The organism is Chryseobacterium sp. 22532, assembly GCF_052044665.1.
Taxonomy (GTDB): Bacteria; Bacteroidota; Bacteroidia; order Flavobacteriales; family Weeksellaceae; genus Chryseobacterium; species Chryseobacterium lathyri.
This window is the reverse complement of sequence record NZ_JBQENJ010000005.1, coordinates 1-20,170: the sequence shown is the minus strand read 5'-3', so window position 1 is coordinate 20,170 and position 20,170 is coordinate 1. Positions and strand designations below refer to the sequence as shown.

Below are 20,170 nucleotides of genomic sequence, written 5' to 3'. Positions count from 1 at the left end.
AATGAAAAAGCTAGCCACTTTCTCCGGAATTTCACTTATCCTTATAAGCTGCAGTGCCAGCTACAGCAGTTATCCCAGCTATCCTATAAGAACTCCTTCAAGTACGGGAAGCACTGTGATGAGTACGGAAAGAGAATATGCAGAGCTTATTAAGACCTATAAACCTGAAACAGCAGATGTTTTAACAGATCTCCTTAATGAGGATTCTCCGAGCAATCCCAGAACTTCTATTTCGGTGGAAAATAAATCTCCCTGCAATATGGTCCTTACTGTGAGCAGCACCGGCTTCCTTAAAAAGATCCCGATAGGCTCCGGTAAAGTGGGTTATACAATGGTACCTAAAAACCGGAACTACAGACTCTCCGGAATGCTCTGTAACTCCTCTTATGATTCTACAAAGTATATTACCACATCTTATGCTATAAAGATCAGCAATTAAAATAAACCCCTCTCAAGTTGAGCGGGGTTCTCTTATATATCAGAATATGAAAACACAAAAAACGCTGGATTTCTATCCAGCGTTTTTCCTATATTAAAGAAAATCTTTAATTATTCAGCATCGAAATCAGTATCTGTTTCAGCAGATACTTTTTCTCCTTCTTCTTTAGATTTTTCTTTATCAGCTTTTCTTTGAGACTGTCCTTCTTTGATAGAATCAGAAACAATGTTCAGGATCATATCGATAGATTTAGAAGCATCATCGTTTCCTGGGATAACGAAATCTACTTTTCTAGGATCAGAGTTTGTATCAACAATACCGAAAACTGGAATACCTAATTTCTTAGCTTCAGTTACAGCGATGTGTTCTCTCATGATATCTACAACGAAGATTGCAGAAGGAAGACGAACCATGTCAGAGATAGAACCTAAGTTTTTCTCTAGGTTAGCTCTTTGTCTGTCAACCTGTAATCTTTCTTTTTTAGATAAAGTTTCGAACGTACCGTCTTTTTTCATTTTGTCGATATGGTTCATCTTCTTTACAGCCTTTCTGATTGTAACGAAGTTCGTTAGCATACCTCCAGGCCATCTTTCTGTAATATAAGGCATATTAAGTTCAGAAGCGTGTTTTGCAACCACTTCTTTCGCTTGCTTCTTAGTAGCTACGAAAAGAACTTTTTTACCTGCAGAAGTTAATTTTTCTAAAGCACTACAAGCTTCATCTAATTTAACTGCTGTTTTATGTAAGTCTACAATGTGAATACCGTTTTTCTCCATAAAAATGTATGGAGCCATATTTGGATTCCACTTTCTGGTCATGTGACCGAAGTGTACGCCAGCCTCTAAAAGGTCTTTTACATTTGCTTTTGCCATGTTTTCTGTTTTTGTTAGTTTACTTTCCGTCTTTTAAACAATCAACAACTTCTTTAGATGGGAGAAGTGTTTGGATGCTAAACGTAACGGGCAATTTTTTTGTTTTGATAAATAGATATTAGATACAAGACCACAAACCGAATATATTCTGAAATTTGAAATCTTGAATCTGAAGTCTGAAAATTAACGTTTTGAGAATTGGAATCTCTTTCTTGCTTTTTTCTGACCTGGCTTCTTTCTTTCCACCATTCTTGCGTCTCTTGTAAGTAAACCAGCTGGCTTCAAAGCTAATCTGAATTCAGCATTGATTTCACATAAAGCTCTTGAAATACCTAATCTGATAGCTTCTGCCTGACCTGTATTACCACCACCGAAAACATTTACGGTAACGTCATACTGACCAACAGTTTCAGAAAGGATAAACGGCTGGTTCAACTTGTAAACCATCACGTCTGTAGAGAAATAAGTTGCAGCATCTTTACCGTTTACTGTAATAACACCAGAACCTGGTCTTACATAAACTCTAGCTACAGAAGTTTTTCTTCTTCCGATTTTGTGAACTATAGACATAATTAATTATTTAAATTCGTTAACATTAATTGTTTTAGGCTGTTGAGCTTCATGTTTGTGCTCAGTTCCTTCATATAGATAAAGGTTCTTCAATAAAGCAGATCCTAATCTGTTCTTTGGCAACATACCTTTTACAGATTTTTCCAATACTTTTAAAGAATCTTTCTTCTGAAGTTCAGCCGCAGTCATAGACTTCTGCCCACCAGGGTAACCTGTATGCCAGATATAAGTCTTATCAGCCCACTTATTTCCGGAAAGCGTAATTTTCCCAGCATTCAAAACGATCACGTTATCACCACAATCTACGTGAGGTGTAAAGTTCGTTTTGTGCTTACCTCTCAAAATCTTTGCAACCGTAGAAGCTAGTCTTCCTAACGGCTGTCCTTCAGCGTCTACCACAACCCATTCTTTATTAGCAGTAGCTTTGTTCGCTGAAACAGTTTTGTAACTTAATGTATTCACACGTTTTAGTTAAAGATTAAACATAATTTTCCCCTAAAAGGGTGTGCAAAGGTACAAATTATTTTTGTAACCCAAAAACATATTTTATTTAATCTGTCCTACTTCCGGATTTTAATTCCTTTTGATTGATTATCAACAACTGACTTTACATATGGCTTGTAAAATGATGTCTGATGAAAACATTTCAAAAAATTCTAAAAACGCAAAGAGTTTAGAAATTAACTCGTTCTTTATTAACTTTACTTTAAAGATTTTCCTTAAAGCTTATTAATATGATTATTTATTTCGCGAAATATTTATATTTGTGCCCAAAGTTCTAACTATCCATGAGCCACGGAAAAATAAGAGAAGATAAAACCTGCCTGAACTGCGGGCACCAGGTTGAAGAAAAATTCTGCCCGCACTGCGGACAGCAAAATATAGAAAGCCGCCATCCTTTTTACTATCTGTTCACTCACTTTTTTGAAGACTTCACACATTATGACGGCCAGTTTTGGGGAACTATGAAAAATCTGCTTTTTAAGCCTGGAAGACTTACAAAGGTGTATCTCGAAGGAAAAAGACAGCAGTTTGTCCCGCCGGTGAAGCTTTACATCTTTATCAGTTTTATAACATTTCTCTTTATTTCATTTCAGATAACAGATTTAAATTTCGGAAAGGAAAATTCCCGCCAGGCAAAAGAAATCAATAAAGAGATTCAAAAAGAAGCCGCTAAAAATAAAGCTGTAAATGAGGCTTTACAGTCTCCGGAAGCACTAAAGGCGGATTCCCTTACCGGCGGAATGCTGACTCGTGCATTAGATTCCAGCCAAGTTAAAAATACAGCTCAAGATGATGTAGATGTTGAAAATATATTTAAAGAGAATAAGAGCATTACAAAATCTTTAGGACTGCAGTCTATGAAGGATTTTGATAAGAAAGATCAAAAGAACGGACACAAATATCAGACTTTTCGCCCTTTCGTAGCTAAAATCTTTGAATTGGAAGAAAAAGGCCATTCTCCTAGTGAGATTATCAATCTTTTTATTAAGAGTTCGGTTCACAATTTACCAAAAGCTCTTTTCATATACCTTCCTCTGTTTGCTTTTCTGCTATGGATATTTCACAGTAAAAAAAAGTGGTGGTATTTTGACCATGGTGTTTTTACTCTCCATTATTTTTCCTTTTTATTATTGCTGACCCTTCTTCTTTTTGTACTGAATAAGGTGTTTAGCTATTTTGATGAAACAAGCAGCTTTGCCATTATTATGAAATGGTTGCTGACTACAGGAGCTACTGTTTATGCAGGATGTTATTTTTTTGTAGCTCATTATAAGACCTACCGCACGCACCCTGCCCTGACTATTTTAGTAGGTGCTATTCTATTCTTTATCAACACCGTTTTATTTACATTCTTATTAATGGGCTTGGGAATCGTTAGCTTTTTATTAATGCATTAACTACGCAGGGACTTGTTTGCCCTAAAACTAGCAATAAGATAATAGGCTACAAAAACCGTGGAAAACTTCAGGATAGACGGAATGGCAAGCTCCAGGTTGAATATGAATGTTCCAATGAGCACCAAAATACCCATTGCAACAAAGGAAATACCTAATTTTTGCGGCAATGTAAAATTGGGCGTATCCAGATAATAAGCAATTCCCCATGCTATCCCAAAAGACAGGGCATAATATATATCAAGACCTACATTATCAGAACTGTAAAAAAAATAATTGATCAGGAAACTAAGAACAGTTCCTAAAGCAAAGTACATCAAAGCCTTTTTCATACTCTATATATTATGGTGCAAAAATAAAGAATTTACTTGTCATTATTAAACGAATGATTGTTAAGTTGGGAAAATAACAACCCGCCACCTACAAACAACTCTCTTAAAATCAAACCATTAAACAAAACCAAAAGGTTCTTATTTTATTATTATATTTGAAAATTCAGAAATTTTCTAGATTTTTTTATGGAAACCCAAAAATATACTCCAACCAACAAAGTGAGAATCGTAACAGCGGCGTCATTATTTGACGGACACGATGCTGCGATTAATATCATGCGCCGCGTGATCCAGGGAACAGGATGTGAAGTGATCCACCTGGGACACGACAAATCAGCTGAGGAAGTTGTTAACACAGCGATCCAGGAAGATGCCAATGCTATTGCATTAACCTCATACCAAGGCGGCCACAATGAATATTTCAAATATATCTACGACCTTTTAAGAGAAAAAAACTCCCCGCAGATCAAAATTTTTGGCGGTGGCGGCGGTGTAATTCTGCCGGAAGAAATTGAGGATATCATGTCTTACGGAATCGACAGAATTTATTCTCCGGATGACGGCCGTGAACTTGGCCTGCAGGGCATGATCGATGATTTGGTTAAAAGATCGGATTTCGCGACAGGAAAAGATATAACCGCTGGTGATCTGGATTCAATCAGTTTTGAAAATTCCACAAGCATCGCTAAAGTTATTTCCGCCGTCGAAAACTTCTCAGAAGAAAAACCGGACTTGGTAAAAGCAATTGACGAAAAATCAAAAGATCTAAATATTCCTATCATTGGTATCACAGGTACTGGTGGAGCGGGAAAATCTTCATTAACAGATGAACTGGTAAGACGTTTTATCCGTTCAAATCCTGATAAAAAAATCGCCATCATTTCCATTGACCCTTCTAAAAAGAAAACAGGAGGTGCTCTTTTGGGAGACAGAATCCGTATGAATGCGATCAATGATCCTAGAGTTTATATGCGTTCGATGGCCACAAGAGAAAACAATGTTTCCGTTTCTCCGTTCATTCATTCTGCACTGAATGTTTTGAAACTGGCTCATCCTGATGTTATCATTCTGGAAACTTCGGGTATCGGACAGTCCGGTTCTGAAGTGTCTGATTTTGCGGATGTTTCAATGTACGTGATGACTCCTGAATACGGAGCTTCTACGCAGTTGGAGAAAATTGACATGCTAGATTATGCTGATTTAGTGGCTTTAAATAAATCTGATAAACGTGGGGCTCTTGATGCCCTCCAAGCCGTTAGAAAACAGTTTCAGAGAAACCATCTGTTATGGGAACAGCAGTTGGATGATATGCCTGTTTATGCAACAAAAGCATCCCAGTTCAATGATCACGGAACAACTGAACTATACAATAGATTAGTTGCAAAAGTAAATGATAAATTCTCCGGTTTAAACTTACAAGGTTTTGTTGAGCAGGAAATTACAGACGAAGTAACCATCATTCCTCCAAAAAGAGTTCGTTATTTATCTGAAATCGTTGAAAACAACAGACAATATGACGCCAACGTTGAAAAGCAGGCTGAATTAGCCAGAAAAATGTATCATATTGAAGGGGTAAAAAACTTCCTTTCGAATGAGACCCTGGACGCTGAATATCAAAAAGCAGAAAAAGATCTTCAGCAGGAAAATATCGACTTCTTAAAAACCTGGGATGATACGAAAAAAGCTTTTCACGAAGAGTTTTATTCTTATTTTGTAAGAGGAAAAGAAATTAAAGTGGAAACTTCAACGGAATCTTTATCCCACTTAAGAATTCCAAAGATTGCTTTACCAAAATACACAGACTGGGGTGATCTGATCAAATGGAAGGGTCAGGAAAATCTTCCCGGAGGATTCCCGTACACTGCAGGAATTTATCCTTTCAAAAGAACAGGAGAAGATCCGACAAGAATGTTCGCCGGAGAAGGTGGACCAGAAAGAACCAACAGAAGATTCCATTACGTTTCTGCGGAAATGGATGCAAAACGTCTATCTACAGCGTTTGACTCTGTAACTTTATACGGACAAGATCCAGCTTTACCACCAGATATTTATGGTAAAATCGGAAATGCGGGAGTTTCTATCGCAACATTAGATGATGCTAAAAAGCTGTATTCAGGTTTTGATCTGGTAAATGCGATGACTTCGGTTTCTATGACCATCAACGGTCCTGCTCCAATGCTGCTGGCTTTCTTTATGAATGCAGCGATTGATCAGAATGTTGAAAAATATATTGCCGAGCATAATCTTGAGGCGAATGTTGAAAAAGCTCTAAAAGCAAAATTTGATGATAGAGGCTTAGAAAGACCAAAATACAACGGTGAACTTCCTCCTTCCAACAATGGTTTAGGATTAAAATTATTAGGAATTACAGGAGATGAAGTGATTCCTGCTGAAGCTTATGCCGAAATTAAGGCTAAAACCATTGCGACAGTTCGTGGAACGGTTCAGGCTGATATTTTAAAAGAAGACCAGGCTCAGAATACCTGTATTTTCTCTACTGAATTTGCCCTTCGTTTGATGGGTGACGTTCAGGAATATTTTATCACGGAAAAAGTTAGGAACTTCTACTCCGTTTCTATTTCAGGATATCACATTGCAGAAGCGGGCGCGAATCCGGTTTCCCAGCTGGCATTTACTTTGGCAAATGGTTTCACGTACGTGGAATATTATTTGTCAAGAGGAATGGATATCAATGATTTTGCCCCGAATTTGTCATTCTTTTTCTCTAACGGTATCGACCCTGAATATTCAGTGATCGGCCGTGTAGCAAGAAGAATATGGGCAAAAGCTATGAAGCTGAAATACGGAGCAGACGAAAGAAGCCAGATGCTGAAATACCACATCCAGACTTCAGGACGTTCGCTGCATGCGCAGGAAATTGATTTCAATGATATCAGAACGACGCTTCAGGCACTTTACGCAATCTATGATAACTGTAATTCTCTTCACACCAATGCTTACGACGAGGCTATTACAACGCCGACTGAGCAGTCTGTAAGAAGAGCCATGGCGATCCAGTTAATTATTAATAAAGAATTAGGGTTAGCTAAGAATGAAAACCCTCTTCAAGGATCATTTATTATTGAAGAGCTTACGGATCTTGTGGAAGAAGCAGTTTATGCGGAATTCGACAGAATTACAGAAAGAGGCGGTGTGCTTGGCGCCATGGAAACCATGTATCAGCGTTCAAAAATTCAGGAAGAATCCATGCATTATGAATGGTTGAAACACACAGGAGAATATCCGATTATCGGAGTGAATACGTTCCTTGGAAAAGACGGCTCACCAACAGTACGTCCGGGGGAAGTTATCCGTTCTACTGAGGAAGAAAAGCAGGTTCAGATCGAAACTTTACATAATTTCCAAAAATCTAATGAAGACAGATCTGCAGAAGCTTTAAAACAATTGCAATATGCAGCCATCAACCAGCAAAACTTATTTGCCGTGATGATGGATGCTGTTAAATACTGTTCTCTTGGACAGATTACCAATGCTTTATTTGAAGTGGGTGGTAAATACAGAAGAAATATGTAAACCCAGACAATTTTAAACATTGTTGAGCAATATTCAACTTATAAATTAAACCTCAAGGAGATTTCTTTGAGGTTTTTTGTATTTTTACACAACAGCAACATTTTAACTAATGAAATATATTTTATTCCTGATTGGAATTATTTCCTCCGGACTCTTCAATGCTCAAGAAGCTGATAACAACCTCCAGGGTTATTTTATCACCAATTCTAAAGAAACGTTATACCCATATTTTGCTTTTGATGGTAACGGAAAGGTTGATATTGCGGGATATGGAAAAGGAGATTATTTTGTGAAAAATGATTCTGTGGTTGTTTTTCCGGATAAGGATATTTTTATTTTTAAAATGTCTAAAAACCGCTTGGCAGGTAATTCAACCTGGGTTAAGGACACCAAGTGGGACCTAAAGAAAGACAGCCTTGCCGAAAACAACAGAAAAGATGATGCCCTGGCTAAGAAAAATGCACAGCTTCTTTATGAATATTACCGTAAAACAAGAGCCAAATCCAATGATCTTGACAAATTATTTGATGAAAACGCAATGACAAATTATACAAAAACCATTGACGATTTATGTACCAGAGGTCTTGCAAAGGCATGCATGGAGAAATTTGGATTGATGATAATGAACGATGTCGGCGGAATGGAAGCCGTTTTAAAAAACAAACTGAAAAAGCCTAAACAGAATCCTGAAATCATCAAGTTAGGACAAAAAATAATCAGCATGGGCGAGGTTGAAGGCCATACGGTTTTAGGAAGCTATTATTATAGTCTGGGTGACAAAACCAAAGCAAAAAAAGAATGGCAAACAGCAACTGATAAAGGAAGCACAAAAGCCGGATTGGCACAATTTGAAGCAGAAATGAATGATGCAGCAAAATAAAACGCAGAATGAATTAATGATACCAAAAGCCGTATTCAACTGGAGTAGTGGAAAAGATTCTGCCCTTGCATTTTATAAAATCCAACAGGAAAATCAGACTGAAGTCACAACTCTGCTTACCAGTATCAATAAAGAGTTTCAGAGGATTTCCATGCATGGTGTTCATGTCTCACTTTTAGAAAAGCAAGCCGAAAATATGGGACTGCCTTTGATTAAAATGGAACTCCCCAAGGAACCCTCCATGGAAGAATACCGCGAGATTATGGGTAAAACGATGTCAGACATTCAAGCTATGGGCATTACACAGTCTGTTTTTGGGGACATTTTCCTGGAAGACCTCCGGAAATACCGTGAAGACCAGCTGAATTCCATAGGAATGGAAGCTATATTTCCACTTTGGAAGCAGGATACAACCGACCTCATCCACGAATTTCTTAATCTTGGCTTCAAAACGATTGTGACCTGTGTGAATGAAACTTATCTGGACAAAAGTTTTGCAGGAAGAATCATTGACCAGGATTTCATCAATGATCTTCCTGAAAATGTTGATCCATGTGGAGAAAACGGGGAATTCCACACATTTACTTTTGATGGGCCTATCTTTAAACATCCTGTTCAGTTTGAAATAGGAGAAACAGTAAAGAAAACCTACCCTAAACCTCAAGTAAATCCTGAAGATGAAGACGGTGAGTATGTTTTCTGGTTCTGCGATCTTATTTTGAAATAAGATTCTATTAGTTACTAGGGTTTTTAATTTAATCTGAATTCAGAGATTAAAAATTAACGCAATGATAAACAAGTTTTATTACTTTACTCTAGCGTTGCTATTATGTTTTTCATCACATTAAATATCAGCTCGACATCCTTTTCGGTGGTTTGCCAGTTAACAAAAGCAGCTCTGATTCCTTTATGCTTATTATAAAAAGTTGGAGTCATGAAGACTTTTCCGGTGTCATTCAGTGCTTCCAGAAATCTGTTGACCTGATCCTGTTTTGCTTCCTCTTTTAAAGTAAAACATACTGTATTTAGCCTTACGGGAGCCAATAATTTGAAATCCTTACTGTCTTCAATCAGTTGGGCAAGTTGTTTAGACAGCGTTATATTGCTTTCTACAATATCCTGATATCCTTCTCTGCCATATGCCATGATAGAAAACCATGCAGGAAGCGCCTTTAATCTTCTTGAATTCTCAGGAAGAAAATTCAAATAATTAAAATTCTCCAACGGGTCTCCCAGATAAGGAGCATTGGAATTCTGAAAGGTTTCCATCTGTAAAATTTTGTATTGTTCTTTTACAAAAAATACCGCACTTTCATAGGGAACGTTTAACCATTTATGACAGTCTACTGTAATACTGTCTGCGTATTCCCAGCCGTCAACAAGATGTTTATAAGCATTTGAACAGGCTGCAAAACCTCCGAATGCTGCATCTATATGCCACCAAAATTTATATTTTCCTTTCAGCTTTCTGATCTCTGTAAAATTATCAAAATCAACCGTATTCACGGTTCCTCCACTGGAAATTAAGATGAACGGTTCTCCATTAAGCTTTATGATATGATCTTCAAGATCCTGTATGTTAATCGCTTCGCGATCTTCTGCAGCAGTTTTTATCTTTATAATATTATTGCTTCCTATCCCTAAAAGTGACAGCGATTTTATGGATGATGAATGGGGTGTAGCTGTCAGTATTTTAACAGTTCCTGACATTCCTTCTTTAGCAATATCCCTTCCCTGCTCTTTTCCCAGCCATTGCCTTGCGACAGCCAGACATGTAAAATTAGACATTGTGGCTCCGGTTACAAAACCTCCCAGAAAACTTTGCGGCAGGCTAAGTAGATCCAGCAGCATCTTTATGGTTTCCATTTCTACATTGCCCGAGATATCTCCCTGGCCTGTTGTAGTTTGAGTATTCTGATCGTAGACTGTTGCCAGCCAATCTCCCGCAATGGAAGCTGGAGTAGTGCCTCCGGTTACAAACCCAAGGTACCGCGGCCCTGATGATCCTACTATGATGGGTTCAAATCTTTCATTGAATATTTTTAAAGTCTCTTCAGTTCCAAAACCGGACTCCGGCAATCTTATGTTTTCAGGTGCCCGATTATTATTTACAGAGGTGGGCCTTTCTGCCAGGGTATTCAAGTATTGAGTTCCTTGCTGCTTTATGATTTCAAGTATATGATCTATTTGCACTGAATCGCTTTTCAAATATTCTTTCATTATGATATATTGTAAAATAATTTATTCAAAAATATTAAATACTTGTAAGATTCTACCCTGGCTTAGCACAAATTTTGCTTCTTTTTGAGACTTCAAAGGATTTTCTTACATTTAAATATGTATCAGTCCTAAAGTCAGTAACTTTTAATATAAAACACCTGTGATAAAAAACGTTTCCTTTCTTCTGCTTTTCTGCTTTTTGTTTTCATGTAAAACTGAAACTCTCCAAAAACCGGTTGACAAAAATGTAATTATTGATTCCACAATTACAGCTTTTCAAAAAACACTTTTGGAGCAGCAGATTGATTCTGTATTTAAAAAATATAATTTCAACGGAAGTATTGCCGTATTTAAAGATTCTCTGCAACTGTACAGGAAAGAAAACGGCTATTCCGATTTCAAGAATAAGGTAAAAATCGACAGCAATACGGTTTTTGCCATTGGATCTGTAAGCAAACAGCTCACTGCGGCCCTTGTTCTTCTCCAGATGGAACAGGGAAAACTGAACGTTAGTGACAAAGCATCCAAATACCTGAAAACATTTCAAATCAAAGAGTATGAAAATATTACTATTCACCAGCTTTTAAATCACACTTCGGGATTAAATACTTTCGGAGGAAAACTGATGTTCAAAAGCGGTTCGGATTTTTTCTATTCTAATGACGGCTTTAATGCTCTGGGCCAAATTATAGAAGTTGTTTCAGGAAAATCATACGATGAAAATGTCATGGAGCTGTTCAAAAAAGCAGGAATGAAAAATTCTTCCACGGGAAATATCTTTGAGGGTAAGAATTTTGCAGGTGCTTATTTGGGAAATGCTACAAAATTTACAGCCGTTCCGAATATGCCAAAAAGATTGGGAGGAAAAGATATAGGAACTCCGGCGGGTGGCATTCTTTCAACCATAGAAGATCTCCACATCTGGAATAATGCGATCTATAGCGGAAAAATCCTCAAAGCTGAAACTTTAAAGCAGTTTGTTTCTAAAAGTTCGGAAAGGCATCATGCCATTTTAGGGAAAATGGGCTATGGCTACGGCATCATGATCAATATCGGAAGCCCTGAAAGTTATTTTCACAGCGGCTATGTAAAGGGCTCCCCTTCTCTGAATATTTATTATCCTCAAACTAAAACCTCCGTTATTATTTTATCTAATATTGCGGATGAAGAAAAGGGAAAAAGTTCAACTTTCAGGCCTCATGTGGAAGTTAAAAAGATTACGGACCATCTTGAGAACACTTTGCTACAGCTCAAAGCAAAACACTAATTTATTTAACCTGAATTCAGATAAGAAAATTAAGCCTAATGTACTGTAAGTTACTATTGGACTTATAGCTATCGCCTAATATCAATTACCCGCAGGCTGAAGAAAATCCTGCATTCTTTTCAGGGTCTTTTTATGTTCAAAAAAATTGAACAGGGTGAAAATTACAAAGGTCTGCATAACAAAGGGAACAAGCAATGTAATAAGTGTTCCGGCTATTTCAGATGTATTTTGCATTCTGAAAAACTGGTAAGCATAATGCCCGGTTTTTCCAACAATCTGCAACATGGAAATCGTACATATTACCATCAAACCCGTATTCTGCTGGTATGAGGTGTAAAAACATTTTCCTTTGTATTTAAAATCTGTTCTCATATATTTCCAGATTTTAATATTTAATAGCCATACTGTCCCCATTATCAGTAAAAACAGTCCATTCAGTAGTCTGAAAAATATTGTGTATTCTTCCTGATCTTTTGAAAAATAAATTAGCAGCAGGTTAATTCCAAAGAAAGCAAGACCTATTATAAGAGACTTTTTCAGGAGAATATTAAATTTTTCTTTAATGATCTTTTTTACAATTAATGGAATCTCTACAGGAGAAAATAAAAAGTAACTTACCATTTTAAATTCTCCGTCCCATGATTTTTTTACGTTCAGAAACGCGTCTTCAAAATTCAGATTTTTGCGAAGCTGAACATCTGCAATCTGGGAGATCATATGGTCCTTTATTTCCACTAAAATATCAAGAGGAAGTTCCTGAAAAATAAGATAATCTGTAACCTGTTTTTCCTGTGCTTTGGTCATCATATGTTAAAAATGGTATTGAGGTTTAACAAATAACTTTTCATTTCGTTTTCCTGAACAGCCTGGTGTTTCTTTCCCTTTTCTGTCAGGAGGTAATATTTACGGTCCCTACCGTTGATCTTTTGGATCTCTGAGGTGATCATCCCGTCATTCTCCAATTTATGCAGCAGCGGATACAGCGCACCTTCCGTCATCTCAAGCTCCCCTTCCGTAAGTTCTTTGGCACGCTGGGTAATCTGATAGCCATACATTTTCACTTCTTTAGAAAGCAGTTTTAGAATAATGTTCTGGAGTGTTCCTTTGTAAAGACTGTTCTTTTTCAAAAACCTTGTTTTTATACCTTGTAAATCTATGCATAATTTTCTTATGCATTAAGTTTTTTCTGAAAAATATCTATTTTGCGGTATGAAAAAAATGTATTTCATCGCTATTTATCCTCCACAGAGCATCATTGATGAAGTAAAGGTGTTCAAACAAGATCTTGCTGCGAATTATGATAATTCAAAAGCATTAACCAATGATGCACATATTACTTTATTATCACCTTTTGAAAGAGAACTTGAACTGGAAAGTGATATTCATACTGCTTTCCAGAAGATAGATACGGATATTCCTTCCTTTGAAATACTACTGAATGGTTTCGGAAGTTTTCCCAATCCAAAAAATGCGGTCATTTTTGTACAGCCTGAAGCCAACGAAAATTTAAATTTACTTCATCAAAGGGTAACACAGCACTTCAGTTTTGGCAAGAAATCTTTTACGCCTCACATGACTGTTGGCTACAGAAATCTTAGTTTTGATAATTATCTGAAAGCATGGGAAGTTTATAAGACCAAAGTATACAAAACTAAATTTTTAGTCGATAAAATTCTACTTCTTCGCCATGACGGAAGATGGATTCCTATTGCTGAAAAACAATTAAAATAAGGCTCAATCAAACTTTACCACAATTCACCAAAAAAGATTTATAAACCCTATCTTTGAAGCATGATTTCAGAGAAGATAATTTTAGGGATTGATCCCGGAACAGCGATTATGGGTTTCGGCATTATTTCCGTGACCAAAAGTAAAATGGAAATGATTTCCATCCACGAGCTGATCCTGAAAAAATATCCGAACCACGAAACGAAACTGAAATATATCTTTGATAAAACATTAGCTCTGATTGACGAATATCATCCTGATGAAGTCGCTCTGGAAGCTCCATTTTATGGGAAAAATGTGCAGAGTATGCTTAAACTCGGCCGCGCACAAGGCGTTGCAATGGCCGCAAGCCTGTACAGAAATATTCCCATCACGGAATATTCTCCTAAAAAGATCAAGATGGCTATCACCGGGAACGGAAATGCCAGCAAAGAACAGGTAGCCGGAATGCTTCAAAATCTTTTAAAACTGAAAGAATTTCCTACCAAATATTTAGATGCTTCAGATGGCTTGGCTGTTGCAGTCTGCCATCATTTTAATTCCGGGACTATTGCAGATACAAAATCCTACAGCGGTTGGGATAGTTTTTTGAAACAGAATCCGGGGAGGGTGAAGTAGAAATATAAGCTACTTTCTGAATTTCCTTATCTTGATATTTTGTATAATATTATATAATGTCATTTAACCTTTCTATTTCGTGGAGAGATACTGTTTATTTACCTTATAAAGTATTTATATTTGCTTATTATTAATAAAATACAGTGGTTTAATAGATAAGGACTGTGGTGATAATATAAAAAAAACTAAAATAATTAAATGGGAAACATTTATTTCTGAAGGAACAAATCCTAAATCCCAATATATATTATTGTATAAAGTAGATAGAAACATCAAAAATACGGAAGAAAAAATTACTTTACTAAAGATTAATGATAGTATTAAAATTGTAGGATACGACGTTAAAGCAATTCTATAAATTAAGTAAAAAAAGCCAACTTTAAAGTTGGCTTTTTTTACTTAACTCTTTACACCTACATGGTGGTGGAGCACCTTTAAAATTAGTGCTGTCAAAATGTAGATAACTTTTTTTATTATTTCTTTCAATTAATAATGTTAAACTATCCTTTTTTTTAAAAACATAATCCCCTAACTCAATTTTGTTTTTCCATTGATCAAGCATAGGTAAACAAATCTCACCAAAACTCATATAAGCATTCATATGATTTAAGGAATCAGCAACTTCTCCTAAGTATTTTTGTTTTTGTATTTCAATAGGAGAAAATTCAGATACAAAAGAATCTGTTTCTGATTTAAAAAGGCCAGACAATCCTTTTTCATAATTAAAATAAATAAATAAAATTAGGAATCCAATTAAAGAAATGAAAAATGGAACTTTATTACTCTTTAACATTTATATTATTTTTTAGAAGGTTTAGTCCCAAATAGCTTTGTTGTACCATATTGGTATGATGATCCAAAACCAATTGGATTTGTTCCTATACCAAAAGTTGTATATCCTTTAGCCCCATTATTATTTAATCCAAAATTACTAGGTTTCATATCTCTAAATTGAAACTTCCCATCATAATCCGTTCCTCCATAGGAGGCATTTAGAAAAGGGACTCCTCCCGAATAGCTCATGCCATTTCCTGCGAAGCCTTCAACTTTAAAATCATGACCAGCAGCAGGGGTAACGCTATACATACTTAAAGACGGTCCTAGATCATAACCCACTCCATAATTTATGTTAAAATAAAAAGAACTTCCATTATTATTATCTGCCGAAACATAACCTAATGCACCAGACCACCCTTGACCAACTATACAACTATACCTAAATTCAGCTCCCATTCCTCCAAATCCGGCTAATGGTAGCTGACTAATTATTGCTAACATTTGACTATCTGGATTAACTCCAATTTGAGTTCCTGCTCCAGTAGTGAAGGATTCGGTCATTACCTTTCCACTAGAATCGGTTGCCACACCTGAAGCATCTAAAGTATATTGATAATTTTGTTGTCCATTACTTGTCCCTGTTATTGTCAAAGCATCTTGATATTCTGTAACACCAGTATATTTTTTATCTTTTGCATCTTGTAACGAATGAACATCTTTGTCATAAGTCCAAGATGTTTGCCCATCAACAACTGATTTAATCCATCCTGTTCCTTCTCTACCATCAGGATCAATAAAGTTAATAGGATTGCTAAATGCATAGTTATAAGGACTATATCTTCTCATCTTTTCAGCCAACGGATCTATTACACCCCATCTTCCCAGATCTGGCATATACATCCTAGCTCCATAATCATACATCCCCGTCTCTTGCAACTCCTTACCATTGTACTTATAATTATAAGTAACCTCATAAAATACGATGTACTTATTATCTACCACACGATGCAATCGTGCGGAGCTACGGGTTTATTTGTTTATTATCTGAGAACGAACGAGACGCTCGTACTAGCGGGGTCTTTGCTCAGTGTTTTTTTTGTTCTATAATCTTTTTATAACAATTCTCCCCATCATGGTAACCAAAGCAAAGTACAATATTCTTATTTTTTTTTTCAAAAAAAGTAGTATAGGTCATATCAGTATCATTCACATCTTCTGGAAAGGCAATTAAATCTTTATCAAAATTTAAATAAAAATCATTAAACTCTATTGTGTTACCTTCTAATTTGTATTTCGAATTGTAATTCAATAATTTCTTCCCTTTTATATTGTAAATCACTCTGTTATAAATCCCATCCTTGTTAATTGTCAGAGTGTCATATGTATTCTTGTATGATATGGGTGAATATTTTCCATATATATCTTCATTACTAATATTTTGGCACGAAAATAAAAAAGGTAATAAAATTAAACTTATACTTTTTTTCATATTTATTAAATTTAAGATGTTCAATTTAAAATCTAGGTCTTGTTAATATAGATGGCGGTGTTATAGTTTGTTTAAAAACGTTCTTTAAGGTTGGGTTAACTGCTTTCTGTTGAACTTCGTATTTGCTTTCAGTCCATATATAAGTCTGATATGTATTGCCAAAGCTATTTACCTTTCCTTCGGTTCTTTCAAAATTATTTACTGGTAATCTATAAAACAATGACTCTTGTGACTTAGAATCAGTCATTAGAAAAAGTGTTTCATCTCCTAATTTATACCAAGATATATTTGATCTTCCCCACATTTGTTCATAAAAATCAAAATTTGCTGTTATGGGGTTAGCTTGAAGATAATCCATTTTGACGACTCCTTTTGAATTTTTTGAATTTAGTACATCCTGTCTTGCTAAAGAAGAATATGGAGACGATGACTTATCTAGAGAAGCAAAAGGTCCATCATTAGAATCATTAAAATCACTAAATAGACTGCGAGCAGGTCCACTTCCTCCAAAATATTCAGCTGTTATAGTTCCCCATCCTACATCTTTTCCTCTATGAGTATAACCACGAATAATAGATTCTCCGCCTTTAATAATATTTGAAGCTCCAGTTTCTCGACTAACTACTTTAGTATCTCCATTTCTTTGATGGTAAAAATCTATTTTATTTCCACCTAAATTACTAATCATCTTGCCATTCTTATCATACTCATTAAATGGTTCTCTTCCATCAGGATCAGTATATTTTACTGGATTATCAAAGGTATAGTTATACGGCGACCAGCTTGGCATTTTCTCCGCTAAAGGATCCACAACACCCCATCTTCCAAGATCTGGCATATAGAATCTTGCGCCATAGTCATACATTCCCATCTCCTTAGTTCCTTGCCATTATACTTGACTGATAAATACCTGCAACACAGGGTTGTTTTAGTTATCTGCCACACGATGTAATCGTGCGGGAGCGAGGGGGTTTATTTTGCATTTACGAGGGAGGCATTATTCAGCTTGTGATATCAAAGGCATATTGTATACAAATGTTTTGTTTTTTCTCTCCGGAGTAATAATGATTATATCTTATAATAGTTGAATCATTTAAAATGTACTCGTTAGGTGAGTTAATACCTTGCTGTATCAAGTCACTTACAGGAATTATTTTAAAGGTGCTTGTCTTACCTATTTCTATTTTTTTACACTTCTTAGTACTATTTTCTTTAAATACCTCAATAATATCATTATTATTCGCTATTAGTATAAGTACTTCCTCGTTTTCCTTAAAAGAGATTATTTTTCTTTTTATATGAGTAGGTTTTGAACTAACAATAACGTTACTTGTTTGACAACTGCATATAATAGAGAAAAATAAAAAAACTATATTTTTCATAAAATTATTTTTTTAATTTTTTATCATTTGAATAAACTTTATACAAAGGTAGTGTCTGAATTTTTCCGTTAATATCTTTTTTTCCAGCAAAACCTTCATAATATTTTTTTGTTGTTGTTCCAGCGGATTCAAATCTTGTTCTAGCTGATATAACTAAATTATCATACGGCATCATGCTTCTTGTCTGATCATGGAATTTATCAAATAATGGACTAGGGTTTAATGCTGTTTTTATCGAAACATCTGTTTTGGCATTAAAAGATTCTTGTGTAATAAGTACATTTTCTACAACTTCATGAGTTATTCCTGTTCCTTTTTGAGTTCCTGTAAAGTTTTCGGCATTTCCTAATACTTCGGGATTTGTATATTGCACTCCTGTGCTGGTATTTGTTACTGAGTCATAATCTGCGCCGCCAAAAGATCCTCCTGGCATTAATCCTCCACTTGGAGTTACATTGTTATTTTCAGCATAAATTTTCGAATCAATACTGGTATTCTTAATACCATCATATAGAACCTTATCAGTTTCTGACAATTTATTATATTCACTTTTGCTTAGCTTGGCAGTATCTAATTTGCCATTCGAATCCTTTGTCATAGCCAAACTACTATTTGCATTTAATTGCTCAAGTGCCTTATCTGCTAAATTCCCCAGTAGATGAATATCCTTATTTTCCATTCCATCTGGATCAATAAACCTAATTGGATTATTAAAAGCATAAGTATAAGGCGACCAACGACGAGAAGTTTCCGCCAATGGATCTACAACACCCCACCTCCCAATATCCGGCATATAGAATCTCGCGCCATAATCATACATCCCAGTCTCTTGCAACTCCTTCCCATTGTACTTATACTGATAACTATAGTTCCCAGGTAAACTGTTATAGCTGCCATGTTTTAATCCAAATGGGTAGTAATTGTTCTCTTCAACCACTTCAAGCATGGCTCCATTATTAAAATAACTCAATCTTACATTTCCTAAATGATCAATGTAATTATAAATATACTTATTTTTTTCAAAATCAAAATAACCTTCTGATGTCGGTGCAAACTTTAATGTTGGAACCGTAGGAACCGTTGAACCAAATGTTTCCAGATTGTTATATTGAAATCCATCTAAGTAATCTGTATTCTGTTCAGCACCCGCTTGTATATACCTCTTCGATACTTTCGTTCCGTCAGCTCTATAGGTATAATAGGTGTTATTTGTGGAGTTAACAAATACTGTTTCTGTAATGCTGCTTGGCAGATTTAAGAAATTATATGTGATAAGCATTTTGTTTTTATCGGGATTACCCGTCATATTTCCATTTGCATCATACTGCATAGTACCTCCTTTATATCCACCGATAAATGGTACCAGATCCTTAACAGATGTAAGTCTGTTCCCCTGATAAGTATAATTAAGGTTATTAAGGAAATTTGCGGCAGTATTTCCTTCCATTAATTCAGAAGATCTTTTTAAATTAGTAATATTTCCATTCAGGTCGTACTCCAGTTTCTCAAAATATTCTTTCGCAGAAGGATTGCTGTCTTTCTGATAAAAACCTGCTGAAAGCCTATTTAAGCTATCGTAAACATAGCCGTATCTTCTCAGGTGATCATTAGCTGCAGTAGCAGTTCTCCAGTCTACCTCTGCGATATTCCCATTATACCTCGGCATTACTTTCAAATCAGGAAAATCGGTATTGGGTGTTTCCAATCCTTCAACCTGATTGTATTTGATTTTATAACCAAACAAATCGCTTCCCAAATTGACTGGATCATTAATATTGGTCATCCAGCCTCTGATATTATACTTATAATCGATGGTCTGCAATGGGGATGCTAAGGATACTCCTCCTACTTTTTTGGACTCCAGCTGGGAGAGTTCATTATACTTATTCTGAGCCAGATATTCAACAGGATTACTGCCTACCTGATGGGTTTGGGTCAGAAGCCTGTTCTGGGAATCATAAGTGAATTTTTCTACGAAGCCCTTTTCAGGATCCGTGATCAATCTTCTGTGATAAGTATTGGTCTGAAGGACCATTCCCGCAAAATCAAGCTTATGATTAACAACAGTATATCCTCCCAAATGGTTGTTACTTCTTGAGCCTATATTTCTTCCTTTGGTATCATACCAGATAAAGTTCTTTGTCCATTTGTCATCTTCTATATT

20 protein-coding genes and 1 pseudogene are annotated in these 20,170 nt (G+C 35.8%); 8 read left to right on the top strand and 13 right to left on the bottom strand.

Annotated features, from left to right (window positions below; translation table 11 throughout):
• Position 1: 1 nt before the first annotated feature.
• Positions 2-439: a DUF6759 domain-containing protein gene (locus ACTJIV_RS14215; RefSeq protein WP_223560392.1), complete on the top strand. Its 438-nt coding sequence runs from the start codon at positions 2-4 to the stop codon at positions 437-439.
• Positions 440-549: 110 nt separating this feature from the next.
• Here the strand turns inward: ACTJIV_RS14215 and rpsB are convergent, their stop codons facing one another.
• The 3 genes from rpsB to rplM all read right to left on the bottom strand — a co-directional run bounded on the left by rpsB (position 550) and on the right by rplM (position 2,343).
• Complete coding sequence (rpsB, locus tag ACTJIV_RS14210; protein WP_111955604.1) at positions 550-1,311, bottom strand: 30S ribosomal protein S2; 762 nt, start codon at positions 1,309-1,311, stop codon at positions 550-552.
• 183 nt (positions 1,312-1,494) lie between these two features.
• Positions 1,495-1,881 carry a 30S ribosomal protein S9 gene (gene rpsI / locus ACTJIV_RS14205; protein ID WP_045501218.1) on the bottom strand — a complete coding sequence of 129 codons (387 nt, stop codon included), beginning with the start codon at positions 1,879-1,881 and terminating at the stop codon, positions 1,495-1,497.
• A 6-nt stretch (positions 1,882-1,887) separates the two neighbouring features.
• A complete protein-coding gene (gene rplM / locus ACTJIV_RS14200) occupies positions 1,888-2,343 on the bottom strand; it encodes a 50S ribosomal protein L13 (RefSeq protein WP_034706094.1) in 456 nt (151 codons plus the stop codon).
• Between the two features lie 326 nt (positions 2,344-2,669).
• Between rplM and ACTJIV_RS14195 the strand changes: the two genes are divergently transcribed.
• A complete protein-coding gene (locus tag ACTJIV_RS14195; RefSeq protein ID WP_223560393.1) occupies positions 2,670-3,782 on the top strand; it encodes a DUF3667 domain-containing protein in 1,113 nt (370 codons plus the stop codon).
• On the opposite strand, the gene ACTJIV_RS14190 is transcribed toward ACTJIV_RS14195, so the two are convergent.
• Entirely contained in the window at positions 3,779-4,111 is a 333-nt protein-coding gene (locus tag ACTJIV_RS14190) for a hypothetical protein (protein ID WP_111955608.1), read from the bottom strand. The two genes, ACTJIV_RS14195 and ACTJIV_RS14190, sit on opposite strands and share 4 nt — an antisense overlap.
• Positions 4,112-4,297: 186 nt before the next feature.
• Here ACTJIV_RS14190 and ACTJIV_RS14185 point away from each other — a divergent pair, with 186 nt between their 5' ends.
• The 3 genes from ACTJIV_RS14185 to ACTJIV_RS14175 all read left to right on the top strand — a co-directional run bounded on the left by ACTJIV_RS14185 (position 4,298) and on the right by ACTJIV_RS14175 (position 9,252).
• A complete protein-coding gene (locus ACTJIV_RS14185; RefSeq protein WP_440628245.1) occupies positions 4,298-7,645 on the top strand; it encodes a methylmalonyl-CoA mutase family protein in 3,348 nt (1,115 codons plus the stop codon).
• A gap of 109 nt (positions 7,646-7,754) precedes the next feature.
• A complete protein-coding gene (locus tag ACTJIV_RS14180) occupies positions 7,755-8,525 on the top strand; it encodes a hypothetical protein (RefSeq protein WP_440628243.1) in 771 nt (256 codons plus the stop codon).
• 16 nt (positions 8,526-8,541) lie between these two features.
• The gene (locus tag ACTJIV_RS14175; RefSeq protein WP_440628639.1) at positions 8,542-9,252 is read left to right on the top strand and encodes a diphthine--ammonia ligase; all 711 of its coding nucleotides are present in this window, start codon (positions 8,542-8,544) and stop codon (positions 9,250-9,252) included.
• Positions 9,253-9,335: 83 nt separating this feature from the next.
• On the opposite strand, the gene ACTJIV_RS14170 is transcribed toward ACTJIV_RS14175, so the two are convergent.
• A complete protein-coding gene (locus ACTJIV_RS14170) occupies positions 9,336-10,745 on the bottom strand; it encodes a pyridoxal phosphate-dependent decarboxylase family protein (protein ID WP_440628241.1) in 1,410 nt (469 codons plus the stop codon).
• A 289-nt stretch (positions 10,746-11,034) separates the two neighbouring features.
• Here ACTJIV_RS14170 and ACTJIV_RS14165 point away from each other — a divergent pair, with 289 nt between their 5' ends.
• The gene (locus ACTJIV_RS14165) at positions 11,035-12,012 is read left to right on the top strand and encodes a serine hydrolase domain-containing protein (protein ID WP_440628239.1); all 978 of its coding nucleotides are present in this window, start codon (positions 11,035-11,037) and stop codon (positions 12,010-12,012) included.
• Between the two features lie 81 nt (positions 12,013-12,093).
• Here the strand turns inward: ACTJIV_RS14165 and ACTJIV_RS14160 are convergent, their stop codons facing one another.
• The gene (locus ACTJIV_RS14160) at positions 12,094-12,819 is read right to left on the bottom strand and encodes a hypothetical protein (RefSeq protein WP_440628237.1); all 726 of its coding nucleotides are present in this window, start codon (positions 12,817-12,819) and stop codon (positions 12,094-12,096) included.
• A complete protein-coding gene (locus ACTJIV_RS14155; protein ID WP_034746505.1) occupies positions 12,816-13,139 on the bottom strand; it encodes a PadR family transcriptional regulator in 324 nt (107 codons plus the stop codon). The genes ACTJIV_RS14160 and ACTJIV_RS14155 overlap by 4 nt, the downstream gene beginning before the upstream one ends.
• An 82-nt stretch (positions 13,140-13,221) precedes the next feature.
• On the opposite strand from ACTJIV_RS14155, the gene ACTJIV_RS14150 reads away from it, so the two are divergent.
• Positions 13,222-13,743, top strand: coding sequence for a 2'-5' RNA ligase family protein (locus ACTJIV_RS14150; protein WP_440628235.1), 522 nt, complete (start codon positions 13,222-13,224; stop codon positions 13,741-13,743).
• Between the two features lie 60 nt (positions 13,744-13,803).
• Positions 13,804-14,358 (top strand): crossover junction endodeoxyribonuclease RuvC, encoded by a 555-nt coding sequence (ruvC, locus tag ACTJIV_RS14145; RefSeq protein ID WP_040997663.1) that lies wholly within the window; start codon positions 13,804-13,806, stop codon positions 14,356-14,358.
• Between the two features lie 379 nt (positions 14,359-14,737).
• Here ruvC and ACTJIV_RS14140 read toward each other — a convergent pair whose 3' ends face one another.
• From ACTJIV_RS14140 to ACTJIV_RS14115, 6 genes and pseudogenes are all read right to left on the bottom strand, one after another.
• Positions 14,738-15,151 carry a hypothetical protein gene (locus ACTJIV_RS14140; protein ID WP_440628232.1) on the bottom strand — a complete coding sequence of 138 codons (414 nt, stop codon included), beginning with the start codon at positions 15,149-15,151 and terminating at the stop codon, positions 14,738-14,740.
• Positions 15,152-15,906: 755 nt separating this feature from the next.
• Positions 15,907-16,098, bottom strand: a pseudogene (locus tag ACTJIV_RS14135) (RHS repeat-associated core domain-containing protein); the annotation flags it as partial.
• 121 nt (positions 16,099-16,219) lie between these two features.
• On the bottom strand, positions 16,220-16,624 hold the full coding sequence (locus ACTJIV_RS14130) for a hypothetical protein (protein ID WP_336379103.1): 405 nt from the start codon (positions 16,622-16,624) through the stop codon (positions 16,220-16,222).
• 25 nt (positions 16,625-16,649) lie between these two features.
• Positions 16,650-17,495, bottom strand: a complete 846-nt coding sequence (locus ACTJIV_RS14125; protein WP_440628230.1) for an RHS repeat domain-containing protein — start codon at positions 17,493-17,495, stop codon at positions 16,650-16,652.
• Positions 17,496-17,625: 130 nt separating this feature from the next.
• Positions 17,626-18,006: a hypothetical protein gene (locus ACTJIV_RS14120; protein ID WP_440628228.1), complete on the bottom strand. Its 381-nt coding sequence runs from the start codon at positions 18,004-18,006 to the stop codon at positions 17,626-17,628.
• Between the two features lie 4 nt (positions 18,007-18,010).
• The coding region (locus ACTJIV_RS14115; RefSeq protein ID WP_440628226.1) for an RHS repeat domain-containing protein at positions 18,011-20,170 on the bottom strand (2,160 nt) is incomplete at its 5' end.

Excerpts from the sequence above, each read along its gene's own strand:
- ACTJIV_RS14195 (WP_223560393.1), top strand. The coding sequence starts at position 2,670 with ATGAGCCACGGAAAAATAAGAGAAGATAAAACCTGCCTGAACTGCGGG.
- rpsI (WP_045501218.1), bottom strand. The coding sequence starts at position 1,881 with ATGTCTATAGTTCACAAAATCGGAAGAAGAAAAACTTCTGTAGCTAGA.
- ACTJIV_RS14190 (WP_111955608.1), bottom strand. The coding sequence starts at position 4,111 with ATGAAAAAGGCTTTGATGTACTTTGCTTTAGGAACTGTTCTTAGTTTC.
- ACTJIV_RS14125 (WP_440628230.1), bottom strand. The coding sequence starts at position 17,495 with ATGGGAATGTATGACTATGGCGCAAGATTCTATATGCCAGATCTTGGA.
- ACTJIV_RS14130 (WP_336379103.1), bottom strand. The coding sequence starts at position 16,624 with ATGAAAAAAAGTATAAGTTTAATTTTATTACCTTTTTTATTTTCGTGC.
- ACTJIV_RS14120 (WP_440628228.1), bottom strand. The coding sequence starts at position 18,006 with ATGAAAAATATAGTTTTTTTATTTTTCTCTATTATATGCAGTTGTCAA.
- ACTJIV_RS14170 (WP_440628241.1), bottom strand. The coding sequence starts at position 10,745 with ATGAAAGAATATTTGAAAAGCGATTCAGTGCAAATAGATCATATACTT.
- ACTJIV_RS14180 (WP_440628243.1), top strand. The coding sequence starts at position 7,755 with ATGAAATATATTTTATTCCTGATTGGAATTATTTCCTCCGGACTCTTC.
- ACTJIV_RS14140 (WP_440628232.1), bottom strand. The coding sequence starts at position 15,151 with ATGTTAAAGAGTAATAAAGTTCCATTTTTCATTTCTTTAATTGGATTC.
- ACTJIV_RS14160 (WP_440628237.1), bottom strand. The coding sequence starts at position 12,819 with ATGATGACCAAAGCACAGGAAAAACAGGTTACAGATTATCTTATTTTT.
- ACTJIV_RS14215 (WP_223560392.1), top strand. The coding sequence starts at position 2 with ATGAAAAAGCTAGCCACTTTCTCCGGAATTTCACTTATCCTTATAAGC.
- ruvC (WP_040997663.1), top strand. The coding sequence starts at position 13,804 with ATGATTTCAGAGAAGATAATTTTAGGGATTGATCCCGGAACAGCGATT.
- rpsB (WP_111955604.1), bottom strand. The coding sequence starts at position 1,311 with ATGGCAAAAGCAAATGTAAAAGACCTTTTAGAGGCTGGCGTACACTTC.
- ACTJIV_RS14175 (WP_440628639.1), top strand. The coding sequence starts at position 8,542 with ATGATACCAAAAGCCGTATTCAACTGGAGTAGTGGAAAAGATTCTGCC.
- ACTJIV_RS14150 (WP_440628235.1), top strand. The coding sequence starts at position 13,222 with ATGAAAAAAATGTATTTCATCGCTATTTATCCTCCACAGAGCATCATT.
- ACTJIV_RS14185 (WP_440628245.1), top strand. The coding sequence starts at position 4,298 with ATGGAAACCCAAAAATATACTCCAACCAACAAAGTGAGAATCGTAACA.